Origin of the sequence: Brevibacillus sp. AY1, assembly GCF_029870785.1 — a bacterium.
Lineage (GTDB): Bacteria > Bacillota > Bacilli > Brevibacillales > Brevibacillaceae > Brevibacillus > Brevibacillus invocatus.
Genome location: NZ_JAFLPN010000017.1, coordinates 47,415 through 73,616 on the forward strand (window position 1 = coordinate 47,415; position 26,202 = coordinate 73,616).

Consider the following 26,202-nt stretch of genomic DNA (forward strand, 5'->3'; position numbering starts at 1 on the left):
AATATAGGTAAGAAAGCGCAAAGAAATACGGACTGTATTTGGTCGCTTGGTCCGTATGGAGCGAGTAGCGAATCCGCCCTTTCTCTTTCCATGTGAGAAAGGAAAGAGGGGTAGAAGCTTTATATGGTCGCTTGGCTTCTATCTCGCACAAGTAGCGAAACCAGCTTTCTCCACTATGTAAGAAGGAGGGGGAACGAAAATGAAAAAATGGTTCGCAGCAATTATGATGGTGGTTGCTATCGTAGCAGCTACATCAGCAAACTACCACATTGGCTAATTACCGTAATGAAGAAACACCGCTTGCTTCAAGTGGTGTTTTTTCTTAAACCTGGAGGAAAATTACATGTTATTGGACATCATTTGTTTTTCATTTCTCGTTGCTCTTATACGAGGAGGGAGAATAAAAGAGCTTCCTAAGTTCCAAAAAATTTATCTCTTGGTTATCACAATTGCTTTGCAGGCATGTGCGGTATTTTTTCCTTTAATCGGTGGCGTTTTTATTTCTATAGCGTATGTGTTTATTCTTGCCTTTCTAGTATTTAACCGAGAATTCGAAGATATGCGAATTTTCCTGGTCGGATGGTTACTAAATGCGATTGCAATTTGGTCGAATGGTGGAAAAATGCCTATTGATCCGGAGCAGGCACGGAAATTGCCCTATGATTTTGAGCCTGTGGTAAACGGGACCAATTTCAAGCATAGTGTTTTGACAGAAAGCTCCAATCTTCCATTCCTGACGGATGTGATTTACATGCCATCTATCATACCTCGAGTTATCAGTATTGGGGATATTTTCATCATGTTAGGGGCGTTTTTACTCGTGCAACGCCTTATGAACAAACCAATCTCCCTACTACAACTCAGAGAAGGTAAAAGCTATGCGACAAAAAAATGACATTGGATACATAATAAAGGGCATCGTAGTTCAAGTAGGCTTCGTCCTCGCTGCAATAAGTATTTTTTATTCATCTTTGTCTCAATGGGAGCCAAGGGAACATTGGGGAGTATTATTTATTTATACTCTCCTCACCATCTTTTCATGTTTTACCCCAGTAAGAAACGCAAGTACGATTATGACAGTGAACAACGCAGTAATATTTTCAGGAATTCTTCTTTATGGTGTTTGGGTTGGGGTTTGGACTGCCGTTATCGAGGCATTAATAATTGCAACGCTTACTCGATTTAATCCGCTAAAAGCGATTATCAACATTGGTCAGTTGCTGATGACCATTTGGACAGTTGCCTTTCTAAACGATTGGCTTAAGAGTTTAGGTTTTTTGTCGCCTCTTATCTCGGACTTAATGCTTACAGTCGTTTACTGGTTCGTCAATCTCATGTTATGTGGATTGGGTATCTCCTACTTTCAAAAAATGGGCTGGTTACGGACCGTTAAGATGATGGCTAGGGGTTTTACTTCAACTTATTTACTGTTACTAATCTTGGCAGGAGTAGGATCACGTCTAGTTGAATCTTACGGTCTTCTTACTTTAGTACCCATGATGATTGCTTTTTTTACCATTAGTTATGTGTTTCACCATTACTATGCGAGTGTTCAAAAACTCCAGCAAAAGGTGGAGGAAGTCAAGAACTTCAACCATAAATTCCTGACAACCATGGCAGCTTCCATCGACGCCCGCGACCATTATACGAGTGGCCACTCTCAACGAGTAGCTCACTGGGGCAGAGAAATTGCCAAACAGATCGGCATGTCTCCCGAGAAGGTAGAAGAGGTTTACTTTGGCGGTATTCTGCATGACATCGGGAAGATCGGGATCGAAGACGAAATTCTGAACAAAAAGGGAAAGCTAACACCGGAGGAATACGATAAAATCAAACAGCACACGGTGATCGGATACGAGATCATTAAACAGGCTGGGATGTTCCATGAATTGCTGCCCGCGATCCGCTCCCATCATGAACGCATCGACGGCAAAGGCTACCCGGATGGTTTGGTCGGTAATGAAATTCCACTGATTGCGCGCATTCTGGCGATATCCGATGCTTTTGATGCGATGGTGGCTGATCGTCCTTACCGCAAAGGCTTGCCAGTAGAAGAAGCGTTGCAGGAAATACGCCGGGGAGCGGGAACACAATTCGATGAAGAGCTAGCCAGCTATTTCATACATGTCATCAACAAGCTTCCACGCGAGGAGCTGGAAACAATCATCAGACAAAACGACAGATCGCAAAAACCGCTACAGGATGTGTTCCGATAAGGAATCGTCCCTTTGCGGTTTTTTTACTCATAAGGAAAATATTTCTGTTTTATGCAACTATCCTTCACCTTTCATACGTCTATTAGGTGAGCCTGTGTAAAGTTTGGGCAAAATGTCATTTCAAATGAGGTGTATAGAATGAGCATGTTTGAAACAGAGATATTGTCTATGACGGACATCACAGCACTGAATAAGATGAAAGAAGAGATCAAGGATACCGTAACCTCAGCGGCATTGAATTGGCAAAGTCGCATGGAAATCTATCAAAAGGTGCAAATGATCGTAAGCAGGATTGAATATTTGGAAAAACATTCGATGACTTCTTGATTGCGAGCAGCTTCTTGCCAGAAGAGTGAAAAAAAGAGATACTGGACATGTGCTTCCATATTTTTCAAGAGGTGAAAAGTCCATGATTCCTACCTATCAGGATGGAGAAATGATTCTAAAGTTGTACGATCAGTTTGAATCAGAGCGTCTGCGGACAGCGAAAAGATGGTTTACCAAAGAGTTGGGACTGCATGAAGCAATCGACCCATCGGCCTTCTGGGAGCAGTTCCCGCGTGGCAGTGAAGGATTTTCGCACTTTGTCACGTTGTACGGATTTTTCGAGATGGTCGGTGTGCTGTATAAAAACGGACTTATACATCCGGATCTATTATTTGACATGTGGTTCATAAATGGTTTTTACGATAAGATGTACCCGATTATTTCAGATTGGCGCTCGCAGGGAGATATCCACGTCGCTGAGAACTTCGAATTGCTGGCGGTCGCTGAGCTGCAGTGGATTGGCAAAAAGAAGGGTGAAGCATACATTCCTAAAGTATCTTATGCAATCAAATAAGAGGGGTAAGAAAAATGGCCGGATGAGATGAATATCTTATCCGGTTTTGTCTGCATGGAACCTCTACGTAATTTTACCTGTGAAAATGGAGAAGGAGTTCAATAAAAGTGGTTGTATTTTTATAAATGAGTTTGTATAATTACTCACATAAGAAAATCTTTCGTGTATAGGGAGAGAAGAGCGATGTCTAAAGAAAAAATTGTTTTGGCCTATTCGGGCGGTTTAGATACATCAGTAGCAATCAAATGGCTGCAAGAAACCTACAACTATGATGTTATTGCGGTTGCTCTGGATGTAGGAGAAGGAAAAGACCTTGATTTTGTACAGAAAAAGGCGCTGCAAGTTGGCGCACTGAAATCGATTGTAGTGGATGCGAAGGAAGCATTCGCGCAGGAATTCGTTCTGCCAGCCTTGCAGGCAAACGCGATGTATGAAGGCAAGTATCCACTGGTATCGGCACTGTCCCGTTACCTGATTTCCCGCGTTCTGGTTGAAATCGCTGAAAAAGAAGGCGCAGTAGCCGTTGCTCACGGTTGCACCGGAAAAGGAAATGACCAGGTTCGCTTTGACGTTTCCTTCACAGCGTTGAACCCGAACATCAAAATCGTGGCGCCGGTTCGTGAATGGGGCTGGACGCGTGACGAAGAGATCGAATATGCGAAAAAGAACAATATCCCGATCCCGATCGATCTGGACAATCCATACAGCATTGACCAAAACCTGTGGGGCAGAAGCTGCGAGTGCGGCGTTCTGGAAGATCCTTGGGCAGCTCCACCAGAGGGTGCATACGATCTGACCAAATCCATTGCAGATGCACCGGATCAAGCAGAAGAAATCGAAATCACGTTCGTAAAAGGCGTGCCAACTGCGCTGAATGGCGAAGAACTGGCACTGTCTGAACTGATCCTGAAGCTGAACAAGATCGCAGGTAACCACGGTGTTGGACGTATTGACCACGTAGAAAACCGTTTGGTCGGTATCAAATCGCGTGAGGTATACGAAACACCAGCAGCGACTACCTTGATTCTGGCGCACCGTGAGCTGGAATTCCTGACTCAGCCTCGCGAGGTAGCGCAATTCAAACCGATTATCGAACAAAAAATGTCGCAGGTGATCTACGAGGGACTCTGGTACTCTCCGATCCGCAATGCGGTTCAAGCATTCATCGAGGAAACACAAAAACACGTGACCGGCGTGGTGCGCGTGAAGCTGCACAAAGGCCATGCGATCGTGGTAGGACGCAAATCGGCGTCTTCGCTCTACAGCCACGAGCTGGCTACCTACAATGCGGGTGACCAGTTTGACCACAAAGCAGCATTGGGCTTCATCAAGCTGTGGGGTCTGCCAACCCAGGTATACGCACAAGTCAATGAAGGCGTTCTGCATGAGAATGTAAATACAGCCATCAAGATCTTGGACGAAAAGGATGCGATCAAGCAATGAAACTGTGGGGAGGACGCTTCACGAAGCCGACGAATCAGCTCGTAGAAGAGTATACAGCTTCCATCTCTTTTGACCAGCAGATGTGGCGACAGGATATCGTCGGGAGCCTGGCACATGTAGCCATGCTGGGCAAGTGCGGCATCCTGCCAATGGAGGAAGTTAGACAGATTATTGCGGGCTTGAAAAAGGTGAAGGAAAAAATCGAGCGGGGGCAGGCACAATTTCTTGTCGCACACGAAGATGTCCATATGAATATTGAGAAAATGCTGATCGAAGAAATCGGTCCGGTGGGGGGCAAGCTCCACACGGGCCGCAGCCGTAACGATCAGGTAGCGACGGATATGCACCTGTACCTCAGAGAAAAGCTCATGGAAATCATCCAGCTGGCGATGTATTTGCAGGAAGCGCTGATCGAAAAAGCAAATCAGCATCTCGATACGGTAATGCCTGGCTATACGCACCTTCAACGTGCACAGCCAGTATTGTTCGGCTATCATCTGATGGCGTACGTGTCCATGCTGCAACGCGACATCGAGCGCATGACCGAGACCTGGAAACGGGTCAACGTTTTGCCGCTTGGCGCTGGTGCGTTGGCTGGGACTACATTCCCGATCGATCGTACCTTTGTTGCAGAGCTGCTGCAGTTTGATGGCGTTTATCAAAACAGCATGGATGCGGTAAGCGACAGGGATTTTATCGTTGAATTTTTAGCCGATTCCTCTCTGATCATGACGCACCTCTCGCGTTTGTGTGAGGAACTGGTGATATGGAGCAGCCAGGAGTTTTCCTTCATTGAGCTCGATGATGAGTTCTGCACAGGCTCCAGCATTATGCCGCAGAAGAAAAATCCGGATGTGGCAGAGCTGGTGCGCGGGAAAACAGGACGGGTGTACGGCAATCTCGTGGGCTTGCTGACCGTGTTGAAAGGCCTGCCGCTTGCGTACAACAAGGATATGCAAGAAGACAAGGAAGGCATGTTCGACACAGTCGCGACACTTCATGGGGCGTTGGCGCTGTTGACTCCGATGATCAAGACCATGCAGGTTAGAGAAGAGCGCATGCGCCAAGCCGTTACGCAAGACTTCTCCAACGCGACGGATCTGGCGGATTATCTGGTGCGTAAAAACATGCCGTTCCGGGAAGCGCATGAAGTGGTAGGGAAAACGGTTCTGTACTGCATCGAGAACAAGAAATACTTGCTGGACATGTCCTTGGCAGAATTCCAGAGCTTCTCTGGTGTGATTGGCGAGGATGTGTACGAGGCACTGGCTATAGAGACAGTAGTGAATGCGCGCAACGTGCTGGGTGGCACAGCTCGCAATCAGGTGGAAGAACAAATTAAGGTATACCGCAAGCTGCTCGTCGACACGCATGCTTGGGTAGATAAAAATAGTCAAAAGGTCATGATTGAATCCTTGATCGATGTTGGCTCGCCAGCGTAAGGATACCAGTACCGGATGGGCATGAGGCCTGTCCGGTATTTTTGGTTAGAGAATAAAAACGCCTGTCTCCACATGGGAGAGAGGCGTTTTCGCAGGTTTATTACAAGGACATGCGTAAAATCTCCGCTACATCCTCGCTGCCCAATGGTTTGAAGCGTCCAATCGGACCGAATGGAGTCGCTTTTTGCGCCATAACCTCGAGTTGGTCATCGCCAATCTTGTAGTCGGCCAGACGAGTAGGGGCACCGATTCGGGCAAAGAAAGCTGCTGTCGCTTCAATACCTGCCAAAGCCACTTCATCATCCGTCTTGCCTGCAGGATCAACCTTCCACACTTCGACGGCAAAACGGACAAAGCGAGCAATATTTTCGCGGTATACATAACGCATCCATTGCGGGAAGATGATCGCCAGCCCGCCACCGTGCGGAATGTCGTAAACAGCACTTACGGCATGCTCGATGGAATGCGTAGCCCAATCCGTATCAACGCCGACAGGCAGTGTACCGTTCAAAGCCATGGTTCCGCAATACAGGATATTGGCGCGGGCATCGTAATCCTCCGGGTTCTCCAGAACTCGTTCAGCATTCTCGATGACCGTTTTCATAATGGATTCAGCAAACCGTGTTTGCAATGGAATTTCAGTGGTGTGACTGAAATACTGCTCAAACACGTGAGACATAATATCGCAAATACCGTAGATGGTTTGATCACGCGGTACGGTGAAGGTATTTTCAGGATCCAGGATCGAAAACGTCGGAAATGTACACGTCCCCCCGAATTTCTCCTGCGTTTCCCAGTTGGTAATGACGCTGCCCCGATTCATTTCTGAGCCGGTTGCTGCCAGCGTGAGTACAGTACCTAGTGGCAATGCACTCTCTGCGACTGCTTTACGAGTATAAAAGTCCCATACATCTCCTTCATACGGCACTCCGACAGCCACAGCTTTGGCGGCATCGATCACGCTGCCTCCTCCGACAGCAAGGATCCACTCTACCCCTTCCTGACGGCACAGTTCAATTCCCTTCTTCACGGTGTTGAGCCGTGGATTGGGTTCTACCCCAGACAGCTCGATCACCCGACACTCTGCAGCCTGCAGCTGGGAGACAACTTTGTCGTACAGTCCGGAGCGCTTGATGCTTCCTCCTCCATATACGAGCAGGACCGTGGAGCCCAGTTGTTTTGCCTTCGCTTCGAGAACGGACAGTTGCCCCCGCCCAAAGATCAGTTCTGTAGGGTTGCGGTAAACAAAGTTGTTCATCTGAACGTACCTCCTTCTAAAGGTTAGCTTCTTTACTATTGTAACGGGTGTGTGGTTCGCAGACCAGCGTACGGTGTGTTCACAGCATACTTATCGCAGCTGTTATACCTTTTCTAGCAATGAATGAAAGCGTCTTCGACTTCGAGAAGTGAGGACGTACTATACAAAAAACATGTCGGAATGTCAGTGAAGCGTAGCCTTTTCGACAAGAAATGAGAGATTTAGAGGATACCATCCGTGAAACACGGTGTTATAATAGGTAGGATGAAGTTTCTCGCTGTTTTCCAACAAACGGCAACAGCAGATGAGAAATGGATGTGTTCTTTTGTCGATTTTGCAGACAAAGGCTAAGAACGATCAGACAACGTAGGATGTGATGGACTTGATCGAGATGTTCGATGTATGGAAAACGTATCCGAATGGCACAAATGCGCTCAAGGGCGTCAATATTCGGATTGAAAAGGGCGAATTTGTGTATGTAGTGGGGCCCAGCGGTGCGGGTAAATCCACGTTTATCAAATTGATGTATCGTGAAGAAAAGCCGACCAAGGGACAGATTTTCCTCGGAGGCTTCAATGTCAGCCGGATCAAGGAGCGTCAGATTCCTTTGGTACGGCGCAGCATCGGTGTCGTCTTCCAGGATTTCAAGCTGCTGCCGACGCTGACGGTGTTCGAAAATGTCGCATTTGCGATGGAAGTCATCGAAGCCAATCCCAAGCAGATCAAACCACGCGTGATGGATGTGCTGGGCCTAGTCAAGCTGAAGCATAAAGCGAAAATGCTTCCGAGCGAGCTTTCCGGTGGGGAGCAGCAGCGTGTGGCGCTGGCAAGGGCGTTGGTCAACAGCCCTGGCATCATCATTGCCGATGAGCCTACGGGAAACCTCGACCCGGATACCTCCTGGGAAATCATGAAGCTGTTTGATGAGATCAACCAGCGAGGCACAACTGTCGTAATGGCGACGCATAACCGGGAGATTGTCAACACCATGAGAAAGCGGGTTGTCGCGATTGAAGCGGGTACGATCGCCCGTGACGAGCAGAGAGGGGAATACGGTTATGAAGATTAGAACGCTGGGACGCCATGTCCGTGAAGGGGTAAAAAACCTCGGCCGGAACGGCTGGATGTCGTTCGCTTCTATTAGTGCCGTAGCCATTACTCTATTAATTCTTGGCGTATTTCTCATCCTGGCGATGAACGTCAACTACTTTGCACAATCGGTAGAAAAACAGGTAGAGATTCGCGTCTTCATGGACGTCCTGGCTACCGAGGCAAACGTACAGCAGGTAGAAGAAAATATCAAAGCGATCCCCAAGGTGAGTACTGTCCAGTTTATCCCCAAGGATGAAGGATTAAAGCAGTTTAAGGAAAGCTTGGGAGACAAGGCATATCTTTTCGAAGGCTTGGAGAAGGATAACCCGCTTCCGGACGCTTTCGTGGTCAAGACTGCTCAGCCACAGGATACGGCTGCCGTGGCCGCTCAGATCAAGAAGCTGGAGTATGTGAAAAACCTGACCTATGGCGAAGGTACGGTGGAAAAGCTCTTCGCAGTTACCGGGGCTGTGCGTAATGTAGGGATTGCCTTCATTATTGGACTTGGCTTCACAGCGATGTTCCTGATTGCCAATACGATCAAGCTGACGATTGTCGCCCGACGCCGGGAGATCGAGATTATGAAGCTGGTAGGGGCAACGAACTGGTTTATTCGCTGGCCATTCTTCGTAGAGGGTCTGCTCATGGGCATAGTCGGAGCGTTGATTCCGACCATCATGCTGTCAGTAGGGTACTATTACCTGCTGGATGCTATTCATTCGAGTTTTGAAGCTTCACAACTGTTCAAACTGTTACCACTCTTCCCACTGGTCAACCAGGTTGCACTTGCGCTCGTAGCGATTGGTGCCTTTATCGGCATTTGGGGAAGTTTGGTGTCTGTCCGCCGCTTCTTGCGGGTGTAAAATGAGTTTGTGGGAGGAGAATCATGAAAAAGAAGATCCTACTATCCCTCTTGATAGCAGGTTTGCTGGTCGGAACTGCAAACATCCCAGTTGAAGTCAGCCATGCCGCGAGCAAACAGTCCCTGGATAAAATCAATCGGGAGCTTGCAGAGATTCGCAAAAAGAAAGAAGACCAGAGAAAGCAAATGAAGCAAACGGAGCAAAGTATTGCTCAGGTTCAGAAACAAATCAAGAATTTGAACACAGAGCTCATGCAAATTGACCTGCGACGCAATGAAGCGCAGTCAAAATTGGACAAGCTCGAAAAGCAAATGGAAGAGACGACGCTGAAAGCAGCCCAAGCACAGGACGAGCTGGATGAAGCGAAGGATCGCGTGGCAAAACGCGAAACCTTGCTGAAGACTCGTGTCAAATCCATGTACGAGCGAGGTACAGTATCGTATCTGGACGTGCTCTTGGGTTCCTCTGACTTTGGCGATTTCCTCACGCGGATGGAGGGCCTTCAGTTGATTTTGGCGCAGGATACGCGTATTCTTGAAGACAACCTGCGCGACAAAGCGACAATTGAAACGAAAAAGAAAGAAATTGACCATCAGCTCACCGTGTATGCCGGGATGTATGACGAAGCTGAAGCATTGAAGGCTGACTTAGACAGCCAGTTCAAGAAAAGCCAGGTGATTGTGGCTGAGCTGAACAAGCAAGAGAAGAAAATGGAAGCAGATCTGGCGGAGGCCGGAGAATTGCTTGTCCAATTTACGAAGCAGGAATCTGCCAAGTACGCGGAGCAAGTGCGGGCCATGAGCGCCAGCAGCAGCGGATACAAAGGCGGCAGGTTGGCCCTTCCGATCGCGGATGGAGCGTTCCGCTTTTCTTCCGGCTTCGGAGTTCGAAAAGACCCGTTTACCGGAAAATCAGCTGGGCATAATGGTTTAGACATGGCGGCGCCAAAAGGGACCACCATTATGGCGGCAGCCTCTGGTATCGTGACTTACGCCGGGTACTACAACGGCTTTGGGAATACGGTCATGATCAAGCACAGCGATGAAATTACAACCTTGTACGCCCACATTCGCGAGGGCGGAATCAAAGTATCGGTCGGACAAAGAGTGAATGTAGGGCAAAAAATTGCCGAGGTAGGCTCAACGGGTCGTTCGACTGGGAATCACCTGCACTTTACCGTCTACAAAAATGACGTAGCTGTTAATCCACTGCCTTACTTAAAGTAGTTCCGGTCCGATCCACACAAATATTGCTACCTGAAAACGCATAGACTAACAGGAATCTTTTCGCCGGTAGCAAAAAGGATGGTGACGTGAAAGTGAGATGGAAAGGACGTACCGTACTAGGGCTTGTACTCGTTTCGATGGTAGCTAGTAGCATCTTTACAATGACGCTGCTCCGGCCTTCAGTCAGCGCAACCTCGAATGCGGCACTCACGGCTTCAACGAATAAGCTTTCTGCCCCAGGTACCCAAGGATATCCGGAAGAGTTCCAGAAGCTTTACGAAGCTTTTTCTGCAATTAAGAAAGAGTATATCGAAAATGTCACCACGGAACAGTTGGTTGAAGGCGCGATTGGTGGCATGGTCGGTTCGCTGCAGGACCCGTACAGTGATTACATGGATCCAAAGACGGCAGCCGATTTTACCTCCACTTTGCACTCGACGTTCCAAGGAATTGGAACCGAGGTAACCATGCAGAATGGTCGCGTCACAATCGTATCTCCGTTTAAGGGATCTCCTGCTGAAAAAGCGGGTTTGAAACCGAATGACCAGATCATCAGTGTCAACGGCGAGTCGCTGGAAGGCCTGGACTTGCACCAGGCTGTGACCAAAATCCGCGGCCCGAAAGGAACAAAAGCAGTTCTGCAAATCGTTCGTCAAGGTGTAGCTGAACCGCTTACGATCGTCTGTGTGCGGGACGATATTCCAATCGAAACGGTCAACAGCCAGATCATGGAGAAAAACGGCGTCAAGGTAGGCGTGATCGCTCTGACACAATTCTCGACAGAGACCACCAAGCATTTCAAAGATCAGCTGGCAGAGCTGGAGAAAAAGGGAATTGGCGGACTTGTCATCGACGTTCGCGGCAACCCGGGCGGCTATCTGTTGGCAGTGAAGGAAATCGGGGAAATGCTCGTGCCGAATAACGGCATGATTGTGCAGATCGAGTATGGCAATGGCGGAAAACAGCGTGAAGAGTACCGCTCGAAAACGGAAGCGGCCAAACCGTATCCGATCACAGTGCTGATCAACGGTGGAAGCGCCAGTGCTTCGGAAATCCTCGCAGGAGCGATGCGTGACAGCGGCAACTACAAGCTGGTAGGCGAGAAGAGCTTCGGAAAAGGAACCGTGCAAAGCACGATGGAAATGGAAGACAAGAGCCAGTTGAAGCTGACTATCGCGAAATGGCTGACTCCGAATGGCGACTGGGTCCATGAAAAAGGCATCGTGCCTGATTTCGAAGTGAAGCAGCCCGCTTATTTCAACGCTACTCAGCTGCCTGCGGACAAAGACCTTGCCCGTGATATGACGGGCAATGATGTGAAGAACCTGCAATTGATCCTGACTGGATTAAATCTGTCGCCAGGTAGAGATGACGGCTATTTTGATCAAAAGACAGAGCAAATGATCAAGCAGTTCCAGACATCGAAAAAATTGACTGTGTCAGGAAAAGTAGATGCTGCTACACGTGCTGCATTGGAGGATTCTCTGCGTGAGACCATGCGCAAGCCAGAGAACGATCTGCAATTGCAAAAAGCACTCGATGTAGTATCGACAAAATAAACCGTACGTGTAAGGAAGGGAATTTCCTTGCTCTCGTAGAAGTGGTAACCACGGCAAATTACATGTCGTGGTTTTTCTTTTACCATCGAGGTGAGGCATTTGACGATTCAAGGAGACATGCTCTCAATTCTATATGGAATTCCCCTTCTATTTCTGAATCCAGTCTTTTATTTGTTTTTGTTCGTCATTTACTTGCACTATCGGCGACAGATGCATTTTGAAAGACAGCTGTTCGCAGCTCGTATCCAGACCCCTGTTTTGCAGACGATTCGTTCTGCAGGGATGGGGCTGGCAGGCGGTGTGCTGATTTCCTTGCTGGCAGCTGGTCTGGGTGTCGTCATCCAGGCGCAGGACTTGTACCTGTTATGGGGATTGGCATTGATACTGGCACTGATTCGCTTGCGCTTTCTGTGCTTTGCCTACGCGGCTGGATTATTGGCGCTTTTTCATGGCATAGCCAGCGTGTTTCCAGGTCCTGCTGCCATTCCTGTGATCGGTGACGTGTGGGTAATGTTTGGACAGGCCAAACCGATCCCGCTTTTGGCGCTCGTGGCGATCATGCATCTCATCGAGGCTATGCTCGTACGCTGGAATGGGGGGAGAGATGCTTCACCGCTTTTTGTAGAGGGGAAAAGGGGCCGCATCGTCGGATCGTACCTGCTCCATTCCTTCTGGCTGACTCCACTGTTCTTGTTTGTCCAGATGGAGCAAGGCGCGATCAACGGCGCGTTGTATCCCGGATGGCCGTTTTTCTGGCCGGAAGCGGCTTCCTTCGGGCTCATGCTTTTGCCGTCTGTAACCGGCTTTTCCGACATGACACAGACCACTACACCATTCAAAAAAGCGCAGCAAATATCGAAGCATCTCGCTCTGTACGCTGTGATCCTGTTAGCGTTGTCAGCGCTTTCGGTTTGGCTGACTCCGTTGATCGTGCTCGCTGCATGTTTTGCGATTTTCGGTCACGAGGCTTTGTTTTTCTGGAGCCAGTACCACGAGACACAGCGATCACCGTTTTTTATTCAATCTTCGCGAGGCATCAAGGTGATGGCCGTCATCCCGGGGACACGAGCAGAAGAAATCGGAATACTGCCTGGTGAGATTATTGTAAAAGTAAACGGAATTCATGTCCGAAACAAAGAAGATCTCTATCCTGCCCTTCAAGCTAATTCCGCTTTTTGCAAAATGGAAGTGCTCACGTATGAAGGGGAGGTCAAGTTTGTACAATGCGCCGTGTATGCTGGGAATCATCATCAGCTGGGAATCATCGTCGTGCCTGACGCAAAAACGAATGTCTACGTTGATTTGAGACGTTCCAGTGTGATCCAGCTGATCAAGCAGAAGCTGGAAAAACTAAATATTGGAGCTTGAGCAAGCAGGGGAGAGTTTACGCACAGTCTAGGCGAAAAACTCTCCCCTTTTTTTGAAGCAAGTATAAGATTCATGTTTGCTTACTCTTTTTAAGTAAAATTTATTTTATAGAACTCCTTTTTTGGGAAACAAAACCATTTTTGATGCGTCTCTTAGATTAGGATACAACGAGGGAGAGGATTTTTTTGAAGAAGAATAGCCGCAAACCTTTATTACTGGTTTTGGCAGGAGCAGTGGCTGCAGGTAGCCTTTGGGTGACACCCATCGTCGACGTTCATGCAGCTGCTGTGAAAAAAGTGCAGGCTGCTGCTGTCACACCGGTGCCTGTAACGATTACAAAAGGAATCCAACAGGTGGTTCGATTGGTTCCGGAATTGTCGAAGCGCCATGTTGTCTATATTGGGGAAGTGGATGGTCCGGGTGTATCCGGGGTGGCTATTGCGTTTGCGGAGTCAGCCAAGGATCCGAATCCAAACGGTGATCGCGCTGTATTCGACCCAACAACGGGCGATTTGCTGATCCTGGAACTCAAGCCACAAAAATCTGAAAAGCCAGCAACATTGACAGATGCACAAGCGAGCACGAAGGCAATGGCCTTTGTAACAGGCTTGCAAAATGTTGGGAATACCTATCAGTCCAGAGAAGTCGTGACCAAGGATGGACTGACTACTGTACGGTTGGTCCGGAAGATTAACCATGTGTCCCTGGATGATGCCTATGATTCATTCGTCACCTTTGATTCGACGGGGAGACTGATCGGGTTCCGCAATTTTAACGGGAAATCGCATGAAAAACTGATTGCAGCTTCGTTCCCTCCGGCTACGCGCGCCATCTCCTCCCAGCAAGCGCTCCAGCGCTACAACGAGAGCAAGCCATTGGAGCTGGTCTACCTGCTCCCTGAAAATGCACCAAATGATAGGCGAGTAGAAGCGCGTCTGGTCTATCTCGTGAAGGATGGAATCATTAGCCAAAGCCATACGGGAAGTGCGCTGGATGCGATAAATGGCAAGCGATTGCTTGACTTGCAGCCATCTGTTCAAACGGTAAACCTGAATGGAACCGGGGAAAGATGGTCAGCAATGTCAGACTCTCAGGCCGCCGATCTGGTGAGATGGCTGTTCAAAGCTGAGCCTGGAAAGCTGCCATTGGTGTCATTTGAGGAAAAGCGGGAAGACGGAAGTGCGCTGCGCTACTTTATCTGGGGATATTTCCGGCAAGACGCTGCCAATGCGGATAAGCAATATGAGCTGGGCATGTTCCCTGATACCGTGAAACCAGAAGAGAAAAAGCATCTCATGCTGGTGACGAATGCCAAGACGGGCGAGGTACTCCGCTTCGTCAGCAAGGATGAAGTTCAAAAGAATGGGAAGCTGGACAAAAAACGTGACTGGAGCACAGCCGAAGAGGCATTGAGACGACTTCTTCCTACTGGCCCCAATCCAATCCTATTGAGTGATGTAGGCAACGAACAGACCACACTCATCACAGCAGATATGGTCGTCAACGGTACGCCTGTCTATCGGGAAGGTCAGCTCTTGGAAGAAGGGATGTACACGATTTCCATTCAAGGCATGACCGGTGCAATCGAGGAGTTCACCGTGAATCGCCCGAGTGATATGGTATTCCAGCAAGCCTCCAAATCCATTCCTCAGCAGGCTGCCGTCAATCAGTTGCTGAAGTCGTATCCATTGGAGCTGACTTACGTCCAAATGACCCATCCAGAAACAGGAGCTGTCACCTGGAAGCTGGCTTACGACTTGTCGTTCCGCCAAACAAAGGCCCATTGCTTCTGCGGTGGAGAACAGAAGATGGATGCAACCATTCAGGTAGATGCTTTGACAGGCAAGGTTACTGTCAAGGAATAACCTTTCAAACGTTTTTACAGAAAGAGAAATCCGCACTCACCAACGATCGGTGGAGTGCGGATTTTGCTTTTAGGCTTGTGCTTCGTAGCCGGTAATTTGCTGAAGTGACACTTTTTTGCCGTCTTCCAGCACGAATTCGATCAGTCCATTCTTCATGCTGACAGCCTGGATGATGCCCGACACCTCTTCGGAAGAGGTGGTACCGTCTGTGTTGGTAGTCGATTGGTTGTAGGTGACGAAGAATCCGATCATTTGGGCGTATTGCAGCGAGCTGCTCATGGCTTGGTTATCCGGGTTTACGGACATGCCCGTGATTTCATCCAGTTTGACGGTGGCGCCGTTATCCAATTGGAATTGAGCCACGCCGTTTTTCATCGAGAAGCCGGTGATGACGCCGTCCTTTATGACCTCAACAGGCTCGCTTCCTTCCACTTGCGTAGTGGTTTTGTAGGAAACGGTGCTGCCGATCATTTCCATGAACTTCACACTGCTGTCGATTGCATTTCCGGCCATGCCCTGGGATTCCAGTCCTTTAATGTCGGTGAGAGGAATCGGAGTGGTTTCTCCGGCAAGACGGAAGTAGATCTTGTTATTATCCATGTAGACGGCTTCGATGTTGCCTTCCTTGGTCTCGGTGGAAGTTTCACCGGTTACAGGATCTGCGGTCGTCAGGGTGTAGGTGGCGGTGCGTCCAACCAGCTGCTCGTATTTCTCCAACGTGAGCATGCTGTTGTTGGATTGCTCCATCAGCGTTGCCATCTTGGTGATTTTTTCGACCATGGTCATCATGCTGGTCTGTTGGATGAACTGCGAGTTGTCCATCGGAGACATCGGATCCTGATGCTTCAACTGCTCCAGTAAAAGCTTCATGAAGGCATTGTTGTCAAGCTCTGTGGAGAACTCCTTTTTGCCTTGATAGCTCATATGGGGTTGTATATAAGGGTTGTTTTTTACGGTATTGTCAGACATAACGATCCTCCCTGAAATTGGCGGGTCTTGTGAGGACATAAATATGATTTCATTATTACTATCGGAAAATCAGGATGAAGTGTGAAGACAAACGTTTGTTCGAATTTCCGGCTTAACATCCCCGGAATTGTGTTATAATGGAAATGAGAAAAGATAGGCAACGAGGAGATGAACGAGGGAATGGATCGTTTTGAATTGGTATCGGAGTATCAGCCATCCGGTGACCAGCCTACTGCCATTGCCGAGCTGGTCGAGGGCGTACGGGCAGGCAAGCGACACCAGACTTTGCTGGGGGCGACGGGTACGGGAAAAACATTCACAGCGGCCCAGGTGATTGCCCAGGTGAACAAACCGACACTGGTCATGGCGCACAACAAAACACTGGCAGCCCAGCTATGTGCGGAGTTCAAGGAATTTTTCCCCAACAACGCTGTGGAATATTTCGTCAGCTACTACGACTACTATCAACCAGAAGCGTACATTCCCCAATCGGATACTTATATTGAAAAAGATTCCAGTGTGAACGAGGAGATCGATAAGCTGCGTCACTCAGCTACCAGCTCTCTGTTTGAGCGTCGCGATGTGATTATTGTTGCCTCTGTTTCCTGCATTTACGGTTTGGGTTCTCCTGAAGAGTACAGAGAGCTGCTGCTCTCGCTACGGGTCGGAATGGAAAAGGGACGCGACGAAATCCTGCATCGTTTGGTAGACATTCAGTACACGCGCAACGATATCAACTTTGTTCGAGGAACCTTTCGCGTGCGTGGAGATGTTGTGGAGATTTTTCCTGCGTCACATGGAGAGCAGGCGATTCGTGTTGAATTTTTTGGTGATGAGATTGAGCGAATCACTTCGATCGATGTCCTAACCGGGGAAATTCTGGGACAGCGTGATCATGTTGCTATTTTCCCGGCTTCTCACTATGTCACGCGCAGTGAAAAACTGAAGTTGGCTGTGGCAAACATCGAGGCTGAACTGGAGGAGCGACTGGCAGAGTTTCGTGAAGCAGGCAAGCTGCTGGAGGCACAGCGGTTGGAACAGCGTACGCGCTACGACATCGAGATGATGATGGAGATGGGCTTTTGCTCCGGTATTGAAAACTATTCGCGCCATCTTACCGGACTCCCTCCAGGCCATGCGCCTTACACGTTGATGGACTACTTCCCAGAGGATTACCTGGTGTTGATCGACGAGTCGCACATCAGTTTGCCGCAGGTGCGTGGGATGTACAATGGCGACCGTGCGCGCAAGGATGTCTTGGTGGAGCACGGCTTCCGCCTTCCGTCTGCCAGGGACAACCGACCGTTGAAGTTCGCTGAATTTGAAGAAAAGGTACCGCAGGCGATCTATATCTCCGCAACACCTGGCCCCTATGAGCTGGAGCATACCCCGAAAGTGGTAGAGCAGGTGATCCGTCCGACAGGGCTGGTCGACCCGACGATATCGGTTCGTCCGATCAAAGGACAGATTGACGATTTGATCGGTGAAATTCAGGCGACGATTGCCAAAGACGAACGGGTACTGGTCACGACGTTGACGAAGAAAATGTCGGAGGATCTGACTGATTACTTGAAGGAAATCGGTATCAAGGTGCGCTATTTGCACTCGGATATCAAGACCATCGAGCGGATGCAGATTTTGCGTTCGTTGCGCTTGGGTGAGTTCGATGTGCTGGTGGGGATCAACCTGCTGCGTGAGGGTCTTGATCTGCCAGAGGTTTCACTGGTTGCGATTCTCGATGCGGATAAAGAGGGCTTCCTGCGCAACGAGCGTTCGCTGATCCAGACGATTGGACGTGCGGCACGCAACTCGGAAGGACGCGTCATCATGTATGCAGACAAGATGACGGATTCCATGACAGCCGCGATCCGCGAGACGGAGCGCCGTCGCGAGATTCAAATGGCGTACAATGAAAAGAATGGCATCACGCCGCAGACGGTGAAGAAAGCTGTACGAGACGTGATTGAAGCTACAAAGGTAGCGGAAGAAAAAGCCGACTATCTGCCACATGCAGAATTCAAGAAGATGCCGAAGAAGGATCGCCTGGCGGTCATCGAACGGATGGAAGAAGAAATGAAGGAGGCAGCACGCAGTCTGATGTTTGAACGCGCTGCCGAATTGCGTGACTTGATTCTTGAGCTAAAGGCTGAACTCTAAGGAGAGGTTACTTTCATGCCATTGGAACATATTGTGGTGAAGGGCGCTCGTGCCCACAACCTGAAAAATATTGATGTTGTGATTCCTAGAGATAAATTCGTCGTTTTGACCGGCTTATCAGGTTCGGGTAAGTCATCCCTGGCATTTGACACTATTTACGCAGAGGGACAACGCCGTTACGTAGAGTCCCTCTCTGCGTATGCTCGTCAGTTCCTCGGACAGATGGACAAGCCGGACGTAGATTCAATCGAGGGACTTTCTCCTGCTATTTCTATCGACCAAAAAACCACGAGCCGCAACCCGCGTTCTACTGTGGGTACGGTCACTGAAATTTACGATTACCTGCGTCTCTTTTACGCTCGTGTGGGGAGAGCCATCTGCCCTGAGCATGGGACGGAGATTCAGTCACAGACGGTCGAGCAAATGGTGGATCGGGTGATGGAGTATCCGGAGCGGACGCGGATTCAAATCCTGGCTCCGATGGTCCAGGGACGTAAGGGTGAACACGTCAAGCTGCTGGAGGATATCCGGAAGCAGGGCTTCGTTCGTGTCAGAGTGAACGGGGATACACGGGATCTGTCAGAAGAAATCAAGCTAGAGAAGAACAAGAAGCACAATATCGAGGTAGTGGTCGACCGGATCGTTGTCAAACCGGATGCCGCATCCCGATTGGCCGACTCGTTGGAGACTGCTCTTCGACTGGCAGACGGCAAGGTGATCGTGGATGTGATGGAGCAGGAAGAGCTGCTTTTTAGCGAACACCATGCTTGCGCCATTTGTGGTTTTTCTATCGGTGAGCTCGAACCGCGCATCTTTTCCTTTAACAGCCCGTTCGGTGCATGCCCGGAATGTGATGGTCTTGGGGTCAAGCTGGAAGTAGACCCAGACATGGTAGTACCGGATGTGACCTTGCCTCTGGCAGAGGGGGCTGTAGCTGCCTGGGAGCCAAAATCGTCTACTTACTATCCGCAATTGCTCGAATCTGCCTGCCGTCACTTCGGCATTCGCATGGATTTGCCGTTTGAGGAGCTGCCAGAAGAGCAGGCTAAGATCGTGATGTATGGAAGTCAGGGCGAGAAGATTCAGTTCCGTTACGAGAATGAGTTCGGACAGGTGCGCGAGGCTGCGGTTGCATTTGAAGGGGTCATTCCCAATCTTCAGCGCCGTCACTTGGAGACCAGCTCTGAATATATCCGTGAACAGATTGAAGGATTCATGAGTCAAAAGCCTTGCCCGGTATGCAAGGGACAGCGTTTACGCCCCGAAAGCCTGGCTGTAAAGATTGGGAATCGGAGCATTTCTGAATTGACGGATCTGTCGATCGCGGACGCGCATTCGTTTATGGAAGGGCTTGATCTGACTGAAAAGGAAACGAAAATTGCCAATCTCATCATTAAGGAGATCAAGGGGCGCCTTCATTTCCTGGTGGACGTAGGTCTGGATTATTTGACTTTGAGTCGTGCAGCCGGGACCTTGTCCGGGGGAGAAGCACAGCGTATTCGATTGGCTACGCAGATCGGTTCCAGTCTGATGGGCGTGCTCTACATCCTCGACGAGCCGAGCATCGGTCTGCATCAACGCGACAATGCACGTCTGATCAAAACACTGGAGCATATGACCAAGCTGGGAAATACCTTGATCGTGGTGGAGCATGATGAGGATACCATGATGGCATGCGACTACATCATCGATATTGGCCCGGGTGCGGGCATACACGGCGGTCAGGTTGTAGCGACCGGAACGCCGGAGGAGCTGATGCAACAGGAAGCTTCTCTCACTGGTGCCTATTTGAGTGGTCGGAAGTTTATTCCTGTTCCTATGGAACGTCGAGCGACAAGTGATAAATGGGTGAAGATTGAAGGAGCCAAGGAAAACAACCTGAAAAACGTAACCGCCAAAATTCCGCTCGGTTTGTTCGTGGCCGTCACAGGTGTCTCCGGCTCCGGGAAAAGTACACTGATCAATGAAATTTTGCAAAAGACGCTGGCACGTGATCTAAATGGTGCGAAGGTAAAGCCGGGTGAGCATCGCCGCATCACTGGCCTGGAGCATCTGGACAAAGTCATCAATATCGACCAGTCGCCTATCGGACGGACACCGCGTTCCAACCCTGCTACCTATACAGGGGTTTTTGATGACATTCGCGATTTGTTCGCCTCGACCAACGAGGCCAAGGTGCGCGGCTACAAAAAGGGACGTTTCAGCTTCAACGTCAAGGGAGGACGCTGCGAGGCATGCAGTGGTGACGGCATCATCAAGATCGAGATGCACTTCCTGCCGGATGTATATGTCCCTTGCGAGGTCTGTCATGGCAAACGCTACAACCGCGAAACACTCGATGTGAAATACAAAGGCAAAAGCATTGCAGATGTACTGGAGATGACGATTGAGGATGCGGTTGAGTATTTCCGCAATCTGCCGCGCATTGAAAGAAAGCTGCAGACGATCATCGACGTAGGACTGGGCTACATGAAGCTCGGCCAACCGGCGACAACCTTGTCCGGCGGGGAAGCACAACGGGTCAAACTGGCCTCTGAGCTGTATCGTCGGAGCACAGGCCGAACGCTCTATATTCTGGATGAGCCAACGACTGGGCTGCATACCGATGACATCGACCGATTGCTCAAGGTTTTGCAGCGGCTGGTGGAAAATGGTGATACGGTGCTGGTCATCGAGCATAATCTAGATGTGATCAAAACGGTGGACTACATCATTGACCTCGGTCCTGAGGGGGGGACCCGAGGTGGGCAAATCGTAGGAACGGGTACTCCAGAGCAAGTCGCAGAGCTGGATGGTTCATACACGGGAACCTACCTGAAGCCGATTTTGGATCGTGATCGCGCTCGTACTAAAGCCAAGCTGGAACAATTGGTATCCAAATAGAGCAGGGAGAGTGGAGCGATGGACTATGTGACAGAAACCACGGCATCCCTGCCAGAACGCCTGGTACGGAACACACAGCGTTTGTTTGACGGGCAGGATCCTGCGCATGACTGGCAGCATAATCTCCGGGTAATGGCGATGTGTGAGCGGATTGGGCGCGAGGAAGGTGCAGATATGGCACTTCTTCGCCTCGCTGCCCTCCTGCACGATATCGGACGGGCCGAAGAGCGTCGAACGGGAGAGTGCCACGCCGAGATCAGTGCCCGTATAGCTGGAGAATGGCTGTGTGAAGAGGGAATGGATTCAGAGCAGATTATGCTTGTGCAAAAAGCGATTCTTGCTCATCGCTTTCGCAAAGAGTCGCCGCCTACTTCTCTGGAAGAAAAAATCTTGTTTGATGCTGACAAGCTGGATTCCATAGGGGCTATTGGGGTAGCCCGAGCTTTCGCGTATTCCGGTGTCATCGGTCAGCCGATCCATGCTGAACTGCCTGATCAACACACGCCGTTTCACGAATACGAGTGGAAGCTGGTCCGTATCAAAGACAGATTGTATACGGCCACTGCTCGCCAGATTGCAGAAGAACGGCATCAGTTTATGAAGAAGTTTTTTGAACAGTGGAATTTGGAGATTCGAGGCATTCGCTAAAGTGCTGGGCAGTTGGGTCAGCGAAGAGAGGGGGAAGCGGATGGTACGTTGGATTGTCATGCTTTTCTTGAATGGTGCTGCCTTGTTGTACATCAGTTCGTGGTTTGAATCCATTCGTGTCGCCAATTTTGGAGTAGCTGTATGGGCTGCCTTGGTACTGGGATTGGTAAATACGATGATTCGTCCGGTCATCATGTTGCTCACACTGCCGTTGCGGATCATGACGCTTGGATTATTCTGGTTTGTGGTCAATGCAGCAACATTTGCCTTGACGGCTTTCTTTATTGATGGCTTTGATCTAGGACCTTGGCCAGATAATATCGGTACGGTGATTGTAGCTGCAGCGTTGATGAGTTTATTTGGTTGGCTGATCGATTTGATTTTCGGTAAGAAAAAGCAGTAAAAAAAGCCCGTGCATCGCTCTTGCGGAGAATGCGCGGGCTTTGATTCATTTTTTTGTTTCTTGCGCCAGCTGTTGATCACGTTGTTGAGGTGGAATGGGTTCGTAAATGAGACCAAACTTGAGAATACCAGCCAGATTCATAGAAGAAATACGACCAAAGAAACGATTAGACAGAGCTTGTAACTTTTTCATTTTTCAACCACCCTCTCAAGAAAATTTTCCAAGCGGGAAACTAGTAGAAAAGAACCCGGTAACAGAAGAGCGGATTGTGTCAATACGGCAATGATGTTGGCAAGTATTAGAATATAAGCATATTCTACCAAAATGAGAGACAAGACACAACTACCTCCAATTAAAAATAGTGCGATGATTCTAGTTTTCTTTTGAACTTCTGGATGATCAGGAGCATAGGTGTGCTTGGCGGGTGCGTATCGGTAGTTGATCGTGAATGCAAGGCCTAGTGTTACTAGGATAAGCAGATAGATGTAGGGAGAAGGGATCGCCGGCAGATGCTTCAGCGTAAATCCGCCGGTGTTCATCAATAAGAGGGTGGCAAACGAACATCTCCAAGGATTTCGTAAATGTACGCCTCCTGTAATGATGCGATACAGAAAAAACAGGAATGAAACGAGGGCGACTTCCAGGACGATGTGAAGCAGGGCCGATACGACGAGAAGAGCGATCCCATTGATGATATTGAGCAGGAAGATTTCAATTCCGTGAGCCAGCTGACCAATGGAGTAGGGTGAGTCCTCTGTCTTGATCTGCTTCGCCAAGTGCAGTGATATCTTTTCTGACCATGTCATGTCAAATCCCTCCTTTCGCAATCTATCGGTTATTGAAAGAAACATGGAAGCGAGTGATGCCATTTTCAGAGAAGACGTCTACATTGCCCCCATAGCGCTCGGTTACGGACTTGACGATCGTGAGACCAAGGCCGCCTTCTCCATTTTTCTTGGTGGTATAACCGATAGAAAAGACTTCATTCAGCTTATCCTTTGGAATCCCAGGACCGCTATTTTCAATCGTGAGAAAGAGTTCGCGCTCTGATTGTCCCCAGTCCAGGCGTATGTAGCGATTCTCCTCAAGCTCGTAGGATGTGGCTCGTATCGCATTATCCATAAGATTTCCCAATACCTTGATCAAATCGTAGGTTTTAATATGGGTAAACTGGTTGCTTGTCGTGATGTTCATGGTCAAGTGGATGCGCTCTGCCAGACAAAGCGCCATTTTGGATTGGAGCAGGGAAGAAACAGCCGGATTCTTGATGCCTTCCAGTATATGAGCGCTCGAATCTACAGTCTTTTCAGTGACTACAATCTCATGTAGTAGTTGTTCTACATATTCCTTGGCCAGATCGTACAACCCTTTTTTTAGAAAACCATTAATGGCGGTGTAATGATTCATGGAATCATGCTTGAACGAGCGGATGGCCGTCAGCATGTCATGAATGCTGTTCAGGTATGGCGTGCCAGTCTCTTCTTCGACTCTATGAATGGTCAACGTGAGGTAGATTCGGAATAAGAACACAATAAGAATAAATAAGGCCAAGATGAGAAGTTGAAAGATCAACTGGAACTGTGGCGTGTAAACCTGTCCCAGCACCGAATTGTTGTCCCTTAGAAAAAAGGAGGTATTCATAAAAAGGATCAATAGGAACTCAATACTTCCTACCAGTATCAATAAAAACAGATAACGGTTGTAGCGATTCCGTGGAAACACTCGACGGATATCGAATTTCATGACTCGCAGGATCACAGCAAAAATCAACAAAATGCTCAAATAAAGAATCCGTATGAATGTCATTAGCGCGTCCGTGGAGAGGATATCCATCCAGTAAAGATGCTGACTATTGTAAATCACTAGCAAGATGAACTCTGCCATGATTAGGGAACCCATGGCGGCAGTAGACATAAATACTGATTTGAGAAGACCCGGCTTGTACAGGAGATAGAAAATCAAGGTGGTACTCAGAAACATGGTTAGTACTTTGGGTTGATAGGAAATTTCATAATAGCCTAAAAACTCACCAAAGCCACCCGATAAAATGGAGAAAAGCAAAGCTTGCTTCTTTTTTTCGAATACGGAACGATTGAACATGGCCAATCCAATGGTTAGCAGCAAGAAGGCTTCAGGTACGTCCACAAAAACGAAACGTAGTAAAAAATCCAAGGTGATGCCTCCTTTCAGTTCAAATTTTTACCGAGACTGATGTATATACAACAGTTCTATCTTATGAAATAAGAAGAAAAATGTAAATGATACAACAATGTGTTGCAGGAAGAAAGAAAGGAGAACGGTTGTCTCGCCTACACTCCTTTCGATACAATAAGGATGGACATTGGGGAGATTAACCCATGTAAGGGGGACGCCATATGCGAAAGACAAATGTTGGTCATCTTGCCCATCATTTTAACATGAATATTTTGAGCGGCGAAGAAGGTTTGGGACGCGAAATTACAGTGACGGATATGAGTAGACCTGGGTTGCAATTGGCAGGCTATTATTCCTATTATGCGGAAGAACGGATACAACTCTTTGGTCTGACCGAAGTAACCTTTTATCAGACGCTGTCCAGAGAAGAGCGACTGGAAAGAATGAACTTTCTCATGCAGGGACAGACGCCGTGTTTTTGTGTCACACGCAATCTTCCAGTGCCGGAGGAAATGATTGAAGTTTCAAATAAACATCAAGTACCGGTTCTCCAATCCCCGCTGGCAACGACTACGCTGGTAGGCAAAGTCACGAACTTTCTCGAGAATCGATTGGCTCCGACGACGACGATTCACGGGGTATTGACCGATATCTACGGCGTAGGTGTCTTGATCATGGGCTCTAGCGGAATCGGAAAAAGTGAAGCAGCCTTGGAGCTGGTCAAAAGAGGACATCGTCTGGTAGCGGACGATGCGGTAGAAATTCGCCAGACCCAAGGCGGACAGCTAAGCGGCAGCGCTCCCGAACTCATTCAGCATTTGCTGGAAATTCGCGGTGTGGGCATCATTAACGTGATGACGATGTTTGGAGCAGGCGCTGTCCGCAATGTGAAAAACATTGAAATGGTTGTGCAGCTGGAGCTGTGGGAACCGCAAAAGATGTACGAGCGTCTGGGATTGGATGAGGAAACAGTCAAGATCATGGATATGGAAATTCCGATCATTACAGTGCCTGTACGTCCCGGCCGAAACCTCGCTGTCATTATTGAGGTTGCGGCGATGAACTTCCGTCTGAAACGGATGGGCTACAACGCGGCCGTTCACTTCTCACGCAAACAATCCGATGCCATTCTGGAGGATGCAGAAGCTGATCTTTAATAAGGGAAGAAGGGGACAGGCAAAAAATGAGAAACACCACACGTTATCCCGTTCACGGAGCCAATCCGTTATGGCAAATGTACAAGACAGTGAGCTTTTGGAAGGTCATGAAAAACTTCATTGTCATCCAGCTGGCGAGGTACACCCCTTTTTTATCCTTGAAAAATTGGCTGTACCGTACCTTTCTGCGGATGGAGGTAGGGGAACAGAGTGCCGTAGCCCTTATGGTGATGATGGATGTCATGTTTCCCGAGATGATCAAGATTGGACGGAACTGCGTGATCGGCTACAATACAACGATTCTTGCTCATGAATACCTTGTCGAGGAATACCGTCTGGGGGAAGTAAGGATTGGTGACGGTGTGCTGATCGGGGCGAACACGACGATCCTCCCGGGTGTGACGATTGGGGATGGGGCGATCGTAGCTGCAGGCTCCGTCGTGTATAAGGATGTAGCGCCGGGGACTTTTGTCGGTGGGAATCCGATGCAGGTCATCCGCGAAGGAAACGTTTAATCGAAAGACAAAATGAATAGTCAGGGTGCCAGCAAAGGAAAAAGCGGCACCTTTTTGTTTTCTGACTATTCGCATCGCGGTTGACCAGTTCAAGATTCCGTGATACTCTTCTTCATATCACTTTAACTTGCTACCATATTAGC

Annotated in this window: 23 protein-coding genes and 1 riboswitch; of the genes, 18 read left to right on the forward strand and 5 right to left on the reverse strand. The window is 48.8% G+C overall.

Features of this window, described 5'->3' with window-relative positions:
- Positions 1–4: 4 nt before the first annotated feature.
- A riboswitch (cyclic di-GMP riboswitch) is annotated at positions 5–88 on the forward strand.
- A 255-nt stretch (positions 89–343) separates the two neighbouring features.
- From JZI27_RS14680 to argH, 6 genes are all read left to right on the forward strand, one after another.
- Complete coding sequence (locus JZI27_RS14680; protein ID WP_251243927.1) at positions 344–895, forward strand: DUF5317 domain-containing protein; 552 nt, start codon at positions 344–346, stop codon at positions 893–895.
- A 604-nt stretch (positions 896–1,499) separates the two neighbouring features.
- Entirely contained in the window at positions 1,500–2,216 is a 717-nt protein-coding gene (locus JZI27_RS25055) for an HD-GYP domain-containing protein (protein WP_481752813.1), read from the forward strand.
- 138 nt (positions 2,217–2,354) lie between these two features.
- On the forward strand, positions 2,355–2,543 hold the full coding sequence (locus JZI27_RS14690; protein WP_057134217.1) for a hypothetical protein: 189 nt from the start codon (positions 2,355–2,357) through the stop codon (positions 2,541–2,543).
- Between the two features lie 82 nt (positions 2,544–2,625).
- Positions 2,626–3,057, forward strand: coding sequence for a DUF4760 domain-containing protein (locus JZI27_RS14695; protein WP_280207986.1), 432 nt, complete (start codon positions 2,626–2,628; stop codon positions 3,055–3,057).
- Positions 3,058–3,240: 183 nt separating this feature from the next.
- Positions 3,241–4,500, forward strand: coding sequence for an argininosuccinate synthase (locus JZI27_RS14700; RefSeq protein ID WP_122907096.1), 1,260 nt, complete (start codon positions 3,241–3,243; stop codon positions 4,498–4,500).
- Entirely contained in the window at positions 4,497–5,942 is a 1,446-nt protein-coding gene (gene argH / locus JZI27_RS14705; protein ID WP_251243929.1) for an argininosuccinate lyase, read from the forward strand. The genes JZI27_RS14700 and argH overlap by 4 nt, the downstream gene beginning before the upstream one ends.
- Positions 5,943–6,042: 100 nt before the next feature.
- Here the strand turns inward: argH and JZI27_RS14710 are convergent, their stop codons facing one another.
- On the reverse strand, positions 6,043–7,200 hold the full coding sequence (locus JZI27_RS14710; RefSeq protein ID WP_280207988.1) for an iron-containing alcohol dehydrogenase: 1,158 nt from the start codon (positions 7,198–7,200) through the stop codon (positions 6,043–6,045).
- Positions 7,201–7,582: 382 nt separating this feature from the next.
- Here JZI27_RS14710 and ftsE point away from each other — a divergent pair, with 382 nt between their 5' ends.
- The 6 genes from ftsE (at position 7,583) to JZI27_RS14740 (ending at position 15,173) form a co-directional block, all read left to right on the forward strand.
- Positions 7,583–8,269 carry a cell division ATP-binding protein FtsE gene (gene ftsE / locus JZI27_RS14715; RefSeq protein WP_122907093.1) on the forward strand — a complete coding sequence of 229 codons (687 nt, stop codon included), beginning with the start codon at positions 7,583–7,585 and terminating at the stop codon, positions 8,267–8,269.
- Positions 8,259–9,155, forward strand: coding sequence for a permease-like cell division protein FtsX (ftsX, locus tag JZI27_RS14720; RefSeq protein WP_251243931.1), 897 nt, complete (start codon positions 8,259–8,261; stop codon positions 9,153–9,155). The genes ftsE and ftsX overlap by 11 nt, the downstream gene beginning before the upstream one ends.
- Before the next feature lie 23 nt (positions 9,156–9,178).
- Positions 9,179–10,381 (forward strand): murein hydrolase activator EnvC family protein, encoded by a 1,203-nt coding sequence (locus JZI27_RS14725; RefSeq protein WP_280207991.1) that lies wholly within the window; start codon positions 9,179–9,181, stop codon positions 10,379–10,381.
- 92 nt (positions 10,382–10,473) lie between these two features.
- Positions 10,474–11,940, forward strand: a complete 1,467-nt coding sequence (locus JZI27_RS14730) for a S41 family peptidase (protein WP_280208011.1) — start codon at positions 10,474–10,476, stop codon at positions 11,938–11,940.
- 99 nt (positions 11,941–12,039) lie between these two features.
- A complete protein-coding gene (locus JZI27_RS14735) occupies positions 12,040–13,308 on the forward strand; it encodes a PDZ domain-containing protein (protein ID WP_481752814.1) in 1,269 nt (422 codons plus the stop codon).
- Between the two features lie 185 nt (positions 13,309–13,493).
- A complete protein-coding gene (locus tag JZI27_RS14740; protein ID WP_280207993.1) occupies positions 13,494–15,173 on the forward strand; it encodes a hypothetical protein in 1,680 nt (559 codons plus the stop codon).
- A gap of 69 nt (positions 15,174–15,242) precedes the next feature.
- On the opposite strand, the gene JZI27_RS14745 is transcribed toward JZI27_RS14740, so the two are convergent.
- Positions 15,243–16,142, reverse strand: a complete 900-nt coding sequence (locus JZI27_RS14745; protein ID WP_280207994.1) for a flagellar hook assembly protein FlgD — start codon at positions 16,140–16,142, stop codon at positions 15,243–15,245.
- Positions 16,143–16,322: 180 nt separating this feature from the next.
- Here JZI27_RS14745 and uvrB point away from each other — a divergent pair, with 180 nt between their 5' ends.
- The 4 genes from uvrB to JZI27_RS14765 are packed head-to-tail and all read left to right on the forward strand — an operon-like array spanning position 16,323 to position 22,233.
- The gene (uvrB, locus tag JZI27_RS14750; RefSeq protein ID WP_251243936.1) at positions 16,323–18,299 is read left to right on the forward strand and encodes an excinuclease ABC subunit UvrB; all 1,977 of its coding nucleotides are present in this window, start codon (positions 16,323–16,325) and stop codon (positions 18,297–18,299) included.
- Between the two features lie 15 nt (positions 18,300–18,314).
- Positions 18,315–21,182 (forward strand): excinuclease ABC subunit UvrA, encoded by a 2,868-nt coding sequence (gene uvrA, locus JZI27_RS14755; RefSeq protein WP_251243937.1) that lies wholly within the window; start codon positions 18,315–18,317, stop codon positions 21,180–21,182.
- 18 nt (positions 21,183–21,200) lie between these two features.
- On the forward strand, positions 21,201–21,830 hold the full coding sequence (locus tag JZI27_RS14760; protein WP_280207996.1) for an HD domain-containing protein: 630 nt from the start codon (positions 21,201–21,203) through the stop codon (positions 21,828–21,830).
- A gap of 40 nt (positions 21,831–21,870) precedes the next feature.
- Positions 21,871–22,233, forward strand: coding sequence for a phage holin family protein (locus JZI27_RS14765; protein WP_280207997.1), 363 nt, complete (start codon positions 21,871–21,873; stop codon positions 22,231–22,233).
- A 45-nt stretch (positions 22,234–22,278) separates the two neighbouring features.
- Here the strand turns inward: JZI27_RS14765 and JZI27_RS14770 are convergent, their stop codons facing one another.
- From JZI27_RS14770 to JZI27_RS14780, 3 genes are read right to left on the reverse strand one after another with little or no spacing between them, the layout of a single operon-like run.
- Complete coding sequence (locus tag JZI27_RS14770; protein WP_183184733.1) at positions 22,279–22,425, reverse strand: hypothetical protein; 147 nt, start codon at positions 22,423–22,425, stop codon at positions 22,279–22,281.
- Positions 22,422–23,039, reverse strand: coding sequence for an accessory gene regulator ArgB-like protein (locus tag JZI27_RS14775; RefSeq protein WP_122907083.1), 618 nt, complete (start codon positions 23,037–23,039; stop codon positions 22,422–22,424). Before JZI27_RS14775 ends, JZI27_RS14770 begins: the two co-directional genes overlap by 4 nt.
- A gap of 22 nt (positions 23,040–23,061) precedes the next feature.
- Entirely contained in the window at positions 23,062–24,405 is a 1,344-nt protein-coding gene (locus JZI27_RS14780; RefSeq protein WP_280207998.1) for a sensor histidine kinase, read from the reverse strand.
- Between the two features lie 203 nt (positions 24,406–24,608).
- Here JZI27_RS14780 and hprK point away from each other — a divergent pair, with 203 nt between their 5' ends.
- On the forward strand, positions 24,609–25,544 hold the full coding sequence (hprK, locus tag JZI27_RS14785; RefSeq protein WP_122907081.1) for an HPr(Ser) kinase/phosphatase: 936 nt from the start codon (positions 24,609–24,611) through the stop codon (positions 25,542–25,544).
- Between the two features lie 26 nt (positions 25,545–25,570).
- On the forward strand, positions 25,571–26,059 hold the full coding sequence (locus JZI27_RS14790) for an acyltransferase (protein WP_122907080.1): 489 nt from the start codon (positions 25,571–25,573) through the stop codon (positions 26,057–26,059).
- Positions 26,060–26,202 lie beyond the last annotated feature (143 nt).

Bases quoted from the DNA above. Each gene is read 5' to 3' on its own strand.
- JZI27_RS14680 (WP_251243927.1), top strand. From the start codon at position 344: ATGTTATTGGACATCATTTGTTTTTCATTTCTCGTTGCTCTTATACGA.
- JZI27_RS25055 (WP_481752813.1), top strand. From the start codon at position 1,500: ATGATTGCTTTTTTTACCATTAGTTATGTGTTTCACCATTACTATGCG.
- JZI27_RS14690 (WP_057134217.1), top strand. From the start codon at position 2,355: ATGAGCATGTTTGAAACAGAGATATTGTCTATGACGGACATCACAGCA.
- JZI27_RS14695 (WP_280207986.1), top strand. From the start codon at position 2,626: ATGATTCCTACCTATCAGGATGGAGAAATGATTCTAAAGTTGTACGAT.
- JZI27_RS14700 (WP_122907096.1), top strand. From the start codon at position 3,241: ATGTCTAAAGAAAAAATTGTTTTGGCCTATTCGGGCGGTTTAGATACA.
- argH (WP_251243929.1), top strand. From the start codon at position 4,497: ATGAAACTGTGGGGAGGACGCTTCACGAAGCCGACGAATCAGCTCGTA.
- JZI27_RS14710 (WP_280207988.1), bottom strand. From the start codon at position 7,200: ATGAACAACTTTGTTTACCGCAACCCTACAGAACTGATCTTTGGGCGG.
- ftsX (WP_251243931.1), top strand. From the start codon at position 8,259: ATGAAGATTAGAACGCTGGGACGCCATGTCCGTGAAGGGGTAAAAAAC.
- JZI27_RS14725 (WP_280207991.1), top strand. From the start codon at position 9,179: ATGAAAAAGAAGATCCTACTATCCCTCTTGATAGCAGGTTTGCTGGTC.
- JZI27_RS14745 (WP_280207994.1), bottom strand. From the start codon at position 16,142: ATGTCTGACAATACCGTAAAAAACAACCCTTATATACAACCCCATATG.
- uvrB (WP_251243936.1), top strand. From the start codon at position 16,323: ATGGATCGTTTTGAATTGGTATCGGAGTATCAGCCATCCGGTGACCAG.
- uvrA (WP_251243937.1), top strand. From the start codon at position 18,315: ATGCCATTGGAACATATTGTGGTGAAGGGCGCTCGTGCCCACAACCTG.
- JZI27_RS14760 (WP_280207996.1), top strand. From the start codon at position 21,201: ATGGACTATGTGACAGAAACCACGGCATCCCTGCCAGAACGCCTGGTA.
- JZI27_RS14765 (WP_280207997.1), top strand. From the start codon at position 21,871: ATGGTACGTTGGATTGTCATGCTTTTCTTGAATGGTGCTGCCTTGTTG.
- JZI27_RS14770 (WP_183184733.1), bottom strand. From the start codon at position 22,425: ATGAAAAAGTTACAAGCTCTGTCTAATCGTTTCTTTGGTCGTATTTCT.
- JZI27_RS14775 (WP_122907083.1), bottom strand. From the start codon at position 23,039: ATGACATGGTCAGAAAAGATATCACTGCACTTGGCGAAGCAGATCAAG.
- hprK (WP_122907081.1), top strand. From the start codon at position 24,609: ATGCGAAAGACAAATGTTGGTCATCTTGCCCATCATTTTAACATGAAT.
- JZI27_RS14790 (WP_122907080.1), top strand. From the start codon at position 25,571: ATGAGAAACACCACACGTTATCCCGTTCACGGAGCCAATCCGTTATGG.